The 12381-nt window shown below is 60.2% G+C and carries 11 protein-coding genes and 2 pseudogenes; 5 read left to right on the plus strand and 8 right to left on the minus strand.

Going from position 1 to position 12381, the window contains the following annotated elements; translation table 11 throughout:
• Positions 1-54 precede the first annotated feature (54 nt).
• The gene (locus GEU01_RS09455) at positions 55-735 is read left to right on the plus strand and encodes a hypothetical protein (RefSeq protein ID WP_019085888.1); all 681 of its coding nucleotides are present in this window, start codon (positions 55-57) and stop codon (positions 733-735) included.
• Positions 736-878: 143 nt separating this feature from the next.
• Here the strand turns inward: GEU01_RS09455 and GEU01_RS09460 are convergent, their stop codons facing one another.
• A complete protein-coding gene (locus GEU01_RS09460) occupies positions 879-1277 on the minus strand; it encodes a winged helix-turn-helix transcriptional regulator (RefSeq protein WP_081499949.1) in 399 nt (132 codons plus the stop codon).
• On the opposite strand from GEU01_RS09460, the pseudogene GEU01_RS26795 reads away from it, so the two are divergent.
• Positions 1260-1427 (plus strand): annotated as a pseudogene (locus GEU01_RS26795) (metallophosphoesterase); the annotation flags it as partial. The gene GEU01_RS09460 and the pseudogene GEU01_RS26795 overlap by 18 nt on opposite strands.
• 23 nt (positions 1428-1450) lie before the next feature.
• Here the strand turns inward: GEU01_RS26795 and GEU01_RS24260 are convergent.
• From GEU01_RS24260 to GEU01_RS09495, 4 genes and pseudogenes are all read right to left on the minus strand, one after another.
• Positions 1451-2415: pseudogene (locus GEU01_RS24260) on the minus strand (IS630 family transposase); the annotation flags it as partial.
• A gap of 466 nt (positions 2416-2881) precedes the next feature.
• Positions 2882-3169, minus strand: a complete 288-nt coding sequence (locus tag GEU01_RS09485) for a hypothetical protein (RefSeq protein ID WP_019085892.1) — start codon at positions 3167-3169, stop codon at positions 2882-2884.
• Positions 3170-3171: 2 nt separating this feature from the next.
• Positions 3172-4620: a PepSY-associated TM helix domain-containing protein gene (locus GEU01_RS09490; RefSeq protein ID WP_026018623.1), complete on the minus strand. Its 1449-nt coding sequence runs from the start codon at positions 4618-4620 to the stop codon at positions 3172-3174.
• Positions 4620-4904, minus strand: a complete 285-nt coding sequence (locus GEU01_RS09495; protein WP_157212835.1) for a hypothetical protein — start codon at positions 4902-4904, stop codon at positions 4620-4622. The genes GEU01_RS09490 and GEU01_RS09495 overlap by 1 nt, the downstream gene beginning before the upstream one ends.
• A 972-nt stretch (positions 4905-5876) precedes the next feature.
• Between GEU01_RS09495 and GEU01_RS09500 the strand changes: the two genes are divergently transcribed.
• Both GEU01_RS09500 and GEU01_RS09505 read left to right on the plus strand, forming a co-directional pair.
• Entirely contained in the window at positions 5877-6257 is a 381-nt protein-coding gene (locus GEU01_RS09500) for a hypothetical protein (RefSeq protein WP_019085895.1), read from the plus strand.
• Entirely contained in the window at positions 6251-8473 is a 2223-nt protein-coding gene (locus GEU01_RS09505) for a pyrroloquinoline quinone-dependent dehydrogenase (RefSeq protein ID WP_019085896.1), read from the plus strand. The genes GEU01_RS09500 and GEU01_RS09505 overlap by 7 nt, the downstream gene beginning before the upstream one ends.
• Positions 8474-8570: 97 nt before the next feature.
• Here the strand turns inward: GEU01_RS09505 and GEU01_RS09510 are convergent, their stop codons facing one another.
• The 3 genes from GEU01_RS09510 to GEU01_RS09520 are packed head-to-tail and all read right to left on the minus strand — an operon-like array spanning position 8571 to position 11310.
• The gene (locus tag GEU01_RS09510; RefSeq protein ID WP_019085897.1) at positions 8571-9626 is read right to left on the minus strand and encodes an NAD-dependent epimerase/dehydratase family protein; all 1056 of its coding nucleotides are present in this window, start codon (positions 9624-9626) and stop codon (positions 8571-8573) included.
• A gap of 46 nt (positions 9627-9672) precedes the next feature.
• Complete coding sequence (locus GEU01_RS09515; RefSeq protein WP_019085898.1) at positions 9673-10416, minus strand: SDR family oxidoreductase; 744 nt, start codon at positions 10414-10416, stop codon at positions 9673-9675.
• Positions 10417-10476: 60 nt separating this feature from the next.
• Entirely contained in the window at positions 10477-11310 is an 834-nt protein-coding gene (locus tag GEU01_RS09520; protein ID WP_042710825.1) for an SDR family oxidoreductase, read from the minus strand.
• Positions 11311-11427: 117 nt separating this feature from the next.
• Here GEU01_RS09520 and GEU01_RS09525 point away from each other — a divergent pair, with 117 nt between their 5' ends.
• Positions 11428-12342, plus strand: coding sequence for a LysR family transcriptional regulator (locus GEU01_RS09525; RefSeq protein ID WP_019085900.1), 915 nt, complete (start codon positions 11428-11430; stop codon positions 12340-12342).
• Positions 12343-12381: the final 39 nt, after the last annotated feature.

Below are 12381 nucleotides of genomic sequence, written 5' to 3' on the forward strand. Positions count from 1 at the left end.
AAGCACAAAATTCAAGAACAGCAGATTTGTGGGTAACTGCAAGGTTTCACGGAGATGTACGAAACGACGAAACGTGTCGACTTCGACGAGTGGCACCGTACCGAACCAGCGCCCCAGGTAGACAAGCAGGCTGTCCGCGACGGCCGCGAGGGGCGCAAGCACAACGTCCAACTCGCCTTCATTTCACAGAACCATACCGATTTCAGCGAGGACCTTTACAAGATATCAACCGCCCGATGGGTCCTCAAATGCGGTGATCAGGAGACGGCAGACAGCCTTATCCGACGCTTTAAGCTGTCCGATGCCAGCGCCTATGTGATCCGCAACGCACTGCCGGGTCCGGGAAAGAATGGTGCGCCGTTCTTCGTGGACATGTCGGCCGGAGAAGCAAAGTATGAACAGCTTCTGGTGAACGTCCTGGGGCCAATCGAACTCTGGTCTTTTTCGACGACGCCTGGAGACACGGCGCTCCGTTCGCGCCTTTACAAACGGATCCACTTTGCCCGGGCCCTGCGGATGCTTGCCACCGTATTTCCCTCGGGAACAGCAAACAGCGAGATCGAACGCAGAAAAAGCGAACGCATGAATGTTTTTGGTCTCGCAACTGATGAAGCATTTGCTGGCGTTCTGGACGAACTGGCAGATGAGATCGTGGACGGGAAAGGCGTTGCAGCCGGGCTCTATGAAACCCTGCGCGCCATTGACGAATATCAGGCGTTTTCTGCGGCCGAATAGAATAATGATCGCCGCCCCCGCTGTCTTCAGAATATCTGGCATTGCATCGAAATTGGCAAATACCGTCACAGTTCCTATGAGTAAAACGGCCGTCAATAACAATCGTCCATTGAATTAAAATCAGCCAGAAGCGGAATACGTCCCTACGGGGCTTTACAGGCTTCATATCTGAACGGTGTATTTTCATCTCCCCATTTCTTGAGGGCCATGATCACCGGCTCCAGGGTCCATCCGCGTCCGGTCAAGCTGTGTTCCACCTTTGGCGGGACCTGAGGATAAACCGTCCGCAGGACAAACCCGTCATGCTCCAGTTCACGAAGCTGCGCTGTGAGCATACGCTGGGTGATATAGGGTAGGCGTTTGCGCAGTTCGTTAAAGCGCCGGGTTCCCTGAAGCAGATGATAAAGGATCACGCCCTTCCATTTTCCGTCAATGAAGCGGAACTGCGTCTCCCGGACAGCAAAACCGAAGCGAGGACAGCCCAGTTGGGCACGGCGTCTGTTGACATCCTGAAGGCCACCCCTCGCCTGACCAACATGCATATCAGCCGGCTGTTTCCCGCCAGATGGGCAAGGACAGTTGTCGAGCGCACCAACGCGACCGGTGCCGATATGATTGTCGTGACGGGCGATTTCATTGACGGTTCGGTGGCCATGCGCCGTGCCGACGTTGCACCGCTTGCCGGGTTATACCAACGGTTATGGGCACTGACCTTGTAAGCCCACTTTCTAAGGCCGATGGATCGAATGGTGTCAGGCAAGGCGGCAAGATTATTCCAAGCGGAACAGGCAGCGTCGATGATGTGCTCGATGCCGTCGAAGACGGTATTGGCCAGCCAGTTGGCGCACAGGAACTGCCAGATATTCTCGACCGGGTTCAGTTCGGGAGCACGGGACGGCAGGAAGATCAGGCTGACATTGCGGGGGAGCTTCAGTTTACTGGTGGTATGCCACCCTGCGCGATCGAGCAGCACGACGGCATGGGCACCGCGGGCGACGTAGCGTGAGATCTCCTCGATATGAAGTTGCATGCTGGCGGTGCCGACGAATGGCAGCACCAGGCCGGCAGCCTTGCCGCGCGCCGGGCAGATCGCCCCGAACAGCCAGGCATTCTCGTAGCGCTGATCAGCCGGTTGGCGTGGTCGCGTGCCGCGCCGGGCCCATTGGCGGACGATGCCGTTCTTCTGGCCGATGCGGGCTTCGTCCTGAAACCAGATTTCGATCGGCTTTCCCTTCGGCAGATGGCCGATATGGGCATTCAGGATGCGGGGGAAGTTTTTTTGAACGCTTCCATGACGGCAGGATCCTGCCCCGGATGACGCGGCCGGGCGCTGACATGGGAAAAACCAAGACGTTTCAGCAAAGTGGAAACATGCCGTTCGTGGTAGATGACACCGAAGCGCTCCTTGATCATGCGTTGCAGATCAATCCGGCGCCAGCGCACCACACCGTCACGCTGCCGATCGGGCCCGGCCTCGACCAGCGCCTTCAGTTCGGCCTGCTGTGCCCCGTTCAAACGGCAGGCTGGTCCCGGATGCTGATAATCGCGCAGGCCATCCGGCCCTTCAGCATTGAAGCGGTGGACCCAGTCCCGCAGCGTCTGGCGGTCCATGCCGCCTACGCGGGCCGCATCCGTCCGGCTCGCCCCGTCATGGATCGCCGCCAGGGCCAGAAGCCGGCGCCGTTCGTCACTTCACACACGAGTCAGTGGCTACGTCCTTTGGTATTACATACGCATGAGTATTGCTTTGATTATGCCAACTGGATGCATCACCTGTCGGAACTGGGTTTTCACATGCTGCTGAACCGGCATGCGGTCATCATAAGGGGAGGGGCAAGACTGGTCATTGCTGGCGTTACCGACCGGTCGACGCCCGGCATGGGCAGGCCGTCCGAGATCATCCTTTTCCATCTACGTGCGGGATAATGTTGGAACTTTACCCTTCGTCTTTTGCAGCCATAATTCGGGGCTATTTTCGGCCAGCACGTCTGGACGTGGCACGATGCCCGTAATAATCTGACGAAAGCGCCCGCGTCCGGTCGCAGAACCGGTTGCATCGTCCACTACCCGAACTGTTCAATAGATCGCATTGCGTGATCTGCCAGAGCACCGTAGAGCGTACCATGCGTTAGTTGGAAGTCTGCGTTTAATTTTCGCCTCTGATCTCGCGCATGATGGTCCCGCGCAGGACAAGCAGGCTGGCAGCCATGAGGCCACCAAACGATAGGGCGGCAAACCATAAAAGCACCCCCATGACGCTCCCCTGCCCTTCCACCGCCAGTCCCAGGGCTAGAACGGGCAAGATGAACCGCGTTACACCCATCATGCTCTGAGCGGCCGACGGGAGGACAGGCAGCCCGTACCGTGCAGGCCACAACGCCGCATGACACATGAAGGCTATGACCCAAAGCACGAGGAGAGACACAACGGTCATGCCTACGGCCGCTCCAGCCTGCCACGGGCATAAATCGCGGTGACCCCGGCCAATAGCGCCATGCCATCCACTGCCATGTGCAGCCCTGGCAGAGCTTGGAAGGCTGCAGGACAACAGAGCAAATCAAGGATCGTCAGGCTTCCACCAAGCAGGCCAGCCAAGCCAAGTTGCGCCCGCCATGCCCATGAAGCCTGCCCACGCAGCGCATGAAAGAGCGCATGCAGCGCGCATAGCCCCCAGACAGTAAAAAAAATCCCGGTTTCCCAGCTTTCGCGCCCGTTCAGTCGGACCGGAACAAGCCGGTTACCCCATAGCAGGGCCAGCATGGCGACAGGTAGCCCGACAATAACCGCAATGTTCAGCCCATCAGCCAGCCGGTGCGCTTGCCTGTGGCCCGCATGGCGGCGGCGCTTCATCACGAACAGGACCAGCCCGCTGGCCATGACGGTGGTTGCGCACAGGCCGGACAGGAAATACAGCCACCGCAATCCCGGCGGGGCAAAACGGGCATAATGCAACCCACGCATCAATTGCATGGTGCGGGCAACGGGGGATGCCGCAGTGTTGACCGGCAGGGCGCGCCCATCGGGCATGCGGAAATCGGCGTGGTCACGGGTCAGAAACGCGCTGCTGGCATCGCCTGCAAAGATATGCACGCCATTTGGCGCGAACAGGATGAAACCGGGTTCCTGCCCCGGTAGGCTGGCACGCGCCTGGGCCAGCAGCGGCGCAAGTGGCGGATATGTCAGAGCCTGCATCGGCGCACGGGGGGGCGACGACGTACGAAGCGGCATGGAGTGGAAGGGGGGACCGGGAAGGGTCATGTCGGCCTTCACCAGCACGCCTGTATAGGCCATCATGACCATGAATGGCAGGAACAGTACGCCCGCCAGCAGGTGTGCATCAAGCCACGCCCGTAGCCTGGCCACCGATAGGCGTAGCATGACGATATCGGGCACAAGCGCATGGATATGGATGACAACGCCCGACACAATGGCAACCAGAAGGGCAATCCCTGCAATGCTGACAATGACGGTACCCATCTGCGCGTTGAGGTAAAGCGTATGATGAAGGTTGTAGAACAGGCCACCTCCTGCTGTTGCCCGCGCGGGGATGAGCGCACCGGTGGTTGGGTCAAGCCGCGCGCCTACAAACTCGTGGCCATTATAATGCAGCACATCCAGCGTAGGCGATCGGCAACCAGGCAACGCCACAAAGGCCAGCACCCCCTGCGCCTTCTCGAGTGCAACCATCCGGGCAGCGGCATCAAGTGCCGTGGCCGTGGGTGGCGCCGGCATCGCCCGAAGCACTTCAGGCTGCATCCAACGCGTGAGTTCCATATTGAAAACCGCGACGCTGCCGGTTGCAAAAATGCAGGTCAGCACCAGCCCGGCCACATAGCCAAGCCAGCCATGCAGCCAGCCCAGACGGGTCCGCAGGGTTTCACGCATCAGGCCACCAGCACCCATATCCCGGCGGCGATGCAGCCACATGTTCCCACACCGATCAGCCCCGCGTGTCGCCGCCACACTCCGAAGGCCACCACGATCATGACCGGCAGGCAGAATACCGCAATCATCTGGCCGATATGGATCAGATCCGTCGCATCTGGCATGGGCGCGATGTCACGCACCAGCAGGCGGGCTATCACGTAGGCCATCAGGCAGGCGGCTACGGCACAAACTAGCCTGTTGCGGTTGAGGCGTGCGACGCGTTCAATCCGGTCTGTTGTCACGGTGGATCTTCTTCATGCTCATACTCTCAAATGCGACGCATTCGCTCATTGTGTCTATGGCATATAAAGGTTCCGCTGCGAAGTCGCGAGGAGTGTTCTACAGCAACGTGATTGTCTTTGTCAGATATCCTACCACGCTCGCTCCTCTGAACTGCATTTCCGTCTTCTGTTTGCCAGGCCCGACACTCTAATGCGACGGTCGAAAACGACAGGACAAATTTCGCTTCAGGTAACTACCATGCCAAATGGTCCAGAGCATCACGTCTAAGATCCGCGATTCAACCCTTGGCTAGTAGAAGCGCCCAGCAGGTGTCATGCACCAGTCTTCCTCATCGTTTCTGTTTCCCGTTAAGCAAAACGGTAATCAAGGCCTGAACATCGCATTGTGCCTGACCAATTGGTCGTAGCCGTAGCAGCCGGCTTTTGCTGGAAAATTGTATTTGTGAGTATCTGTATGAAACCTACCAGATAGCAAGATGCCTACCGATGTAGTAAGCATTAAATCTTATAATAAAAGTTTTTGATTTATTCGCTCATAAAATTAATTATCGAGTATATTATACTCATACAACTTAATAATTTTGTCTATGTCTCATATATTATGGACATGGCGTATAACAATGTTGGTTTTACCGAAATATCTATCCGCCGTAATTTGGTACCCTACATCAACCGGATATATGATGGAACCCCAGCGCGATTGCGCATAAAATTCTGACAAATTTCAACATTGTTGAACGCCCGGCTCATATTTCCACGCGACAGGAAAACGTGGAGCGTATATCCCCTCGCCTTGAATGAAAGCAAACCGGCGGGTCGGGTTTTGTAAAAAACTGGCGCGCGGGCATGCTTCGTTTAATGTAAAGCATATGAAATAAATATATCTCTTCGATATTTCTAACTAAAACACATGCTTTGAATATGGACGCGTAACGGAAATATTCATTCATATGATGTAAAAGGCATCAATCCATGTTGCGTGAATATGGGGGAAAGCCCCTTGTGGAATGGCTCGTGCTGCTGTTGGGCATAGTCATTTTTCTTGTTGGTCTGGTGTTTGTCGCTGGCGGGGCCGAACTGGCGCTGCTGGGTGGTTCCCTTTACTATCTGCTTTGTGGCCTTGTCCTGCTTGCCAGCGGACTGTGCATGTTGATGGGGCGCCTGCAGGGGGCGCTCCTTTATCTTGTGGCCCTCGCCTATACATGGGTCTGGTCCGTGTGGGAGATCGGGTTCAGCCCGATTGACCTCCTGCCCCGCGCCTTTGGCCCGACCCTGCTCGCCCTGCCTGTCCTTTTCTCCATTCCTGTCCTGCGGCGGATGGCCGCACGTCGCGCCATCGGGGGCACATGCTGATGCGCTGGTATCGTTTCCTCGCCATCGGCATGGGGGCCGCATGGCTGTGCCTGCCGGTATCATCACACGCACAGTTTGCCGCCGCAGGGTCTGGCGGGCCACCGGGCGCATCCATTCCGGGGCCGGGCCGGGCCGATGAACCGGCGGAACAGGCTCCGGCCGATCCCGGCTATTTTGCCGGTCCCTCCCCCTATGCCCCGCAGGCGCCAGGGGTAAACGCAGCGAACCTGCCCGATATTGGGAGTGTTGCCGCCGACAGCCTGCCCATCATGCTGCCACAGGCGGGTGCGGACCCGGCACCGGGCGACTGGGCCACCTATGGGCGGGATGACGCGCAGACCCGTTATTCACCTCTGGCCCAGATCACGCCGGAGAATGTCTCACACCTTCAGGTTGCCTTTACCTACCACACCGGCAGCTATCCCCGGCCAGGGCAGACGAACAAATGGGCGGCGGAAACCACGCCGATCAAGGTGGGCGACGGGCTGTACATGTGCTCGGCGCAGAACGACATCATGAAGCTGGACCCCGCCACGGGAAAGGAAATCTGGCGGCGCAACCTTGGCGAAAAATACGAGGCCATTCCCTATACCGCCGCGTGCAAGGGGGTGACGTATTTCACATCGTCGCAGGTGCCGCAGGGCCAGCCCTGCCACAACCGGATACTCGAGGGCACGCTGGACATGCGGCTGGTGGCGGTGGATGCCGCCACGGGGGAATTCTGCCCCGGCTTCGGCCATGGCGGGCAGGTCAACCTGATGCAGGGCATGGGCGAGTCCGTTCCCGGTTTTGTCGCCATGACGGTACCACCCACCGTGGTGAACGGCGTGGTCGTGGTCAATCATCAGGTGCTTGACGGGCAGCGCCGCTGGGCGCCCTCGGGCGTGGTGCGCGGTTATGATGCCGAAAGCGGCCGCTTTGTCTGGGCGTGGGACGTCAAACGCCCCGATGACCACGACCAGCCCACGGGTAACCGGCATTACAGCCGCGGCACCCCCAATTCCTGGGCCGCCATGACCGGGGACGATGCGCTGGGTCTGGTTTACGTGCCCACGGGCAATTCGGCGGGGGACTATTTCAGCGGCTATCGCAGTGCTGCCGAAAATGCGGTCTCCACCTCCATCGTGGCGCTCGACGTCAAGACCGGCAGCCCGCGCTGGGTGTTCCAGACGGTACACAAGGATGTCTGGGATTACGACATGGGATCACAGGTCACCATAATGGACATGCCGGGTACCGACGGCCAGACGGTGCCCGCCATCATCGTGCCGACCAAGCGGGGGCAGACCTTCGTGCTGGACCGCCGCACCGGGCAGTCGATCCTGCCGGTGGAAGAACGCCCCGCCCCCGCTGGTGACGTGGCAGGCGACACCCGCGCGTCCACCCAGCCGTGGTCGGTCGGCATGCCATCGCTGCATATGCCGGACCTACGGGAGAAGGACATGTGGGGTATGTCCCCCATCGACCAGCTTTACTGCCGCATCAAGTTCCGTCGTGCCCATTACATGGGTGAGTTCACGCCCCCCAGCCTGGACAGGCCGTGGATCATGTATCCCGGCAATAACGGGGGCAGCGACTGGGGATCGATGGCCTATGACCCGCAGACCGGCATCCTGATCGCGAACTGGAATGCATCACCGATGTATGCCCAGTTGATCACCCGCAACAAGGCAGATGCGCTGAACCTCATGCCGATCGACGACCCGCATTACCACCCCGGCGCGGGGGCAGCGGAAGGCAATGGCCCGATGGAGGGCACGCCCTACGCCATCACCATCGCCCCGTTCTGGGACCCGTTCACGCGCATGCTGTGCCACAAACCGCCCTATGGCATGATTACCGCGATTGACATGAAGCACGGCCAGAAAGTGCTGTGGCAGCACCCGCTGGGCACGGCGCGCGCCAACGGGCCGTGGGGCCTGCCGACCGGCCTGCCGTGGGAGATCGGCACGCCCAACAATGGCGGCGCGGTGGTTACGGCGGGCGGGCTGGTGTTCATCGGTGCTGCGACGGACAACCTGATCCGCGCGATTGACGAACGCACCGGCAAGGTCCTGTGGTCCCATGTACTGCCCGGCGGCGGACAGGCCAACCCGATGACATATGAGGTCAACGGACGGCAGTATGTGGCGATCATGGCGGGCGGCCATCACTTCATGATGACGCCGGTGACGGACGAGTTGGTGGTCTTCGCCCTGCCACAGGCGGCACAATAGAGCCACGCCACTGTAACAGGCCGGGTTCTGGCTCCCTGCGGGCCGGACCCGGTCGCCCCGCCTGCTCGGGCGGGGTTCAGCCGCATATCATCCTATGTCAGCGTGAACGCGGTCCGTCCCTGCCGATGCGCGGGATCACGCCGTTCTGCTGCTGGCGTTCGATCGCGCTGATCAGCACCGCGAGCGGATCGACATCCTGCGCGTATCCGGCCAGCCGGATCTTGGTCATGTCGGAGATGACATCAGCCTCCGTGCCGAACACGAAATCACCAAACCCCCAGCCAACGGCTTTGGCGAAATCGGGCTGCACCAGATCCCTTGCAATCGCATCCCAGACCGGGGCGAGCGCGGGCATATGCCCGGCCAGCGAGAACGGGATCGGCTCGCCTGTGGTCAGGCCGAAATGCCGCGCCACACCTTCCCATATCCGGCGCCAGCGGAAGGGCGCGTGCACGTAATTGAAAGCCTGACCGGCTGCCGTGCCGGACGTTGCCGCCCACAGGCTGGCACGGGCCAAAGCGTGGGCATCCGTGACCTGCGCCAGGCACCTGTCATACGTTTTACAGGAGCCGGGAAAACGGAACGCGGCCCCGTCAGCCGCACAGATGGCGGCATAGGCACCGATGACGGTTGCGATATTCATCGCATTGCCTCCGGCATCGCCCACGACCACGTCGGGACGGAGAATGGTCCATTCGGGGCCACCGGCTTCATGGCGTTCCTGCAATTCACGCTGCTGCGTAAAATAGAAATTCGGGCCGATCGGGCGCGGGTTTTCATCTTCATAAAACGGCGTGGAAACCGGGCCAAGATGCACGCCATACACCTTGGCACCCTGATACAGGACAACCCGTTGCAACGGTGCGCCAGCGTGCTGCAATCCATTAAGCAGGTTGCGCAGCATGGCCGCATTGCGCGTATCCTCCCCGGCCAGCCCGCCACCGGGGCCATAGGCGGCATAGAACAGGTGCGTGCAGTCCGCCGCTGCTTCCAGCGCCCCGTGCGTCTGCGCGGCATCGGTCAGGTCCGCGCGGATATCGCCATGGCTGCGCGACAGGCCACGGGCTTCCCAGCCGGGTGCGCGGGCCAGTTCCTCCAGCAGGGCCTTGCCAATAATGCCGTTCGCGCCCGCGACAAGTGCTTTGTAAACCAATTCCGTTCTCCCTGCTGCAACATGCCGACGCAGCCCATCATTGCCTTTAGAATGTCTGTGCTGTCGGCCGGATAATAATCTCGTTAACATCGACATCCGGCGTCTGGGAGATCGCATACACGATGGCCCCAGCAACCGCGTCGGCGCTGATCTCCGCCGTGGCATACATGGCCTCTACCGCGTCTTTCGCGGAGCCTGCGCTGATATGGGTGGGCAGTTCGGTCGCGACCGCACCCGGGGAGATGACCGTGCTGCGGATGTTCGGCCCGGCTTCCTGGCGGAACCCCTCGGAAATCGCGCGCACGGCGAACTTGGTGCCGCAATAGACGGCAAAACCCGGCCCAACCTTGTGCCCGGCCACCGATGAGACAGTAATGACATGACCCGCGCCATGCGCCTGCATGACCGGCAGTGCCGCGGCAATGCCGTACAGCACGCCCTTGATGTTGACGTCGATCATCTGGTTCCACTGATCGACCTTCAGGTCACTCAGGGGGGCGACCAGCATGACACCCGCATTGTTGACGAGAACATCCAGACGGCCGAATTCCCTGACAGCCCCGTCAACAAACGCCTGAACCTGCCCCTGTTGCTGAACGTCCAGCTCAAGCGCAATGGCCCTGCCGCCCGCGCGCTCGATATCCGCCACGATGGCGGAAAGCCGGTCCATCCGGCGTGCCCCAAGCACGACGAAAGCGCCGGAATGCGCCAGCCGCCGGGCCGTGGCCTCGCCAATCCCGCTGCTGGCCCCGGTAATGGCCACGACCTTGCCCTGAAGGGAATTGCTCATGAAACCTATCCTTTATGGTATTTGATTAAAGGGTTGAAATGTGGCGGTCGCGCCCGCCCTTCACGGGCTGGCGTCCGTCGAGAGGGCGATGTCTTTCTGCGCCTCGAGTTGCGCAATCCGTCCTGTCAACGCCTCATGCAACAGCCGGTAGGCATCACTGTCAAGGGCCAGGCGCCGGGGCGCGGGGGAGACATCCACACTGGCGATCATCTCACGGACCATTTTTTCCGGATCGCCGATGGGCGTGTAGGAATCCTGGGCCAGAACCGCGCGGCGTGCGCTGAACGGGGCCACCTGATAGGCCGCAAGTGGCGCGGCCATGACCATGCTGCTCCGGCCGAACTGCGTTCTGGCTGCCCCCGGTTCGATCAGCGTCACCTCGATCCCGAACGGGGCGACTTCCTGCACAAGGCTTTCGAAGAATCCCTCGATTGCCCATTTGCTGGCGTGATAAAGACCGAGCCCCGGAAACGCGACCTGTCCGCCCATCGATGAAAGCTGGAGGATGCGCCCCCCACCCTGTGCGCGCAGATGCGGCAATACCGCCCGGACAAGCTCGATTGATCCGATGACGTTTGTATCAAGTTGCTGCCGGATCTGGGCGCTCGAGACCTCCTCCACCGCACCGAACAACCCGTAGCCGGCATTGCTGACGATCACGTCAATCCGGCCAAGCCGTGCGAAGGCCTGGTCCACGACCTGACGGACCTGCTGCGTATCGGTAACATCTAGCGCAGCCAGATGCAGACGCTCCGGATACCGGGACCGAAGACCGTGGAGCCTGTCAGGCTGGCGCAATGTCGCGACAACGGTGTCTCCGCGCTCCAGAAGACGTTCGATCATGATGCGGCCGAACCCCGAGGACGTTCCGGTAATAAGCCAGTTTCTGGACATCAAAATCCCTTCCCGATCTGCACAGCCCGGTGCGTTAAGCCCACTGGCAGGAAATCTGTCGCATCCAGATAGCTGGGTCTATGCATGGAAATGCGCATGAACTATTAAAAAAACACCATGAATAAAACGCCCAGCCTGCCGGAACTGACGGCCTTCCTTGCTGTTGCAAGGCATCAGAGCTTCCGCATCGCGGCGGATGAACTCGCCCTTTCGCCATCAACGCTCAGCCATATGATCCGTGCCCTTGAAGAACGCTTGGGGCTACGCCTGTTTAACAGGACAACGCGCAGTGTCGCCCCGACCGAGGCTGGCACGCAGCTTGTTGTGCAACTGGCCCCCATTCTTTCCGGTCTCGAGCAGACCCTCGCCACTGTCGGCATGCTGAAGGCACGACCTTCAGGCACATTGCGGATCAATGCCTCCAGACAGGCCGCCCGCGCCCTGCTGGGGGACATCGTGCCCTTCTTCGTCGACCGCTACCCCGATGTTCATATTGACCTCGTGACCAATGGCCGGTTCATCGACATTGTGGCTGAAGGTTTTGACGCTGGCATCCGTCTGGTGGAAGCCGTGCCCCAGGATATGATCGCCGTGCGGTTTGGCGCTGATGGGCGCTTTGTCGCCGTTGCCTCGCCTGCTTATCTTGCCACGCACGGTATCCCGCGAACCCCCGATGACCTGCTCCACCACGCCTGTATCCGCTTTCGCCTGCCCGGCGGGCGGCTCTATCGCTGGGAGTTCGCGCGTTACGGCCAGGATCATGTCATGGATGTCTCCGGCGCCCTGACGCTGGACGATATGGACCTGATGGTCGATGCGGCCAGCGCGGGGCAGGGTATTGCCTTTGTCTCCGAAGAGACGGCCCGGGAAGCCCTTGAAAAGGGACGGCTTGCGATCATTCTGGATGACTGGTCGCCTGCCTTCCCCGGTTATGCCCTCTATTATCCCGGCCACCGGCTGGTTCCGCCCGCGTTACGGGCCTTTATCAACGTTGTGAAGGAATTGCAGGCACGCCAGATCGAAACGCCATGACTGGTTTGTGGCCGTATCCTGCGTCCACCATCGCCATCT

The organism is Komagataeibacter europaeus LMG 18890 (assembly GCF_000285295.1).
Classification (GTDB): domain Bacteria; phylum Pseudomonadota; class Alphaproteobacteria; order Acetobacterales; family Acetobacteraceae; genus Komagataeibacter; species Komagataeibacter europaeus.

Excerpts from the sequence above, each read along its gene's own strand:
- GEU01_RS09500 (WP_019085895.1), top strand. The coding sequence starts at position 5,877 with ATGTTGCGTGAATATGGGGGAAAGCCCCTTGTGGAATGGCTCGTGCTG.
- GEU01_RS09455 (WP_019085888.1), top strand. The coding sequence starts at position 55 with ATGTACGAAACGACGAAACGTGTCGACTTCGACGAGTGGCACCGTACC.
- GEU01_RS09520 (WP_042710825.1), bottom strand. The coding sequence starts at position 11,310 with ATGTCCAGAAACTGGCTTATTACCGGAACGTCCTCGGGGTTCGGCCGC.
- GEU01_RS09525 (WP_019085900.1), top strand. The coding sequence starts at position 11,428 with ATGAATAAAACGCCCAGCCTGCCGGAACTGACGGCCTTCCTTGCTGTT.
- GEU01_RS09490 (WP_026018623.1), bottom strand. The coding sequence starts at position 4,620 with ATGCGTGAAACCCTGCGGACCCGTCTGGGCTGGCTGCATGGCTGGCTT.
- GEU01_RS09485 (WP_019085892.1), bottom strand. The coding sequence starts at position 3,169 with ATGACCGTTGTGTCTCTCCTCGTGCTTTGGGTCATAGCCTTCATGTGT.
- GEU01_RS09505 (WP_019085896.1), top strand. The coding sequence starts at position 6,251 with ATGCTGATGCGCTGGTATCGTTTCCTCGCCATCGGCATGGGGGCCGCA.
- GEU01_RS09515 (WP_019085898.1), bottom strand. The coding sequence starts at position 10,416 with ATGAGCAATTCCCTTCAGGGCAAGGTCGTGGCCATTACCGGGGCCAGC.
- GEU01_RS09460 (WP_081499949.1), bottom strand. The coding sequence starts at position 1,277 with ATGCATGTTGGTCAGGCGAGGGGTGGCCTTCAGGATGTCAACAGACGC.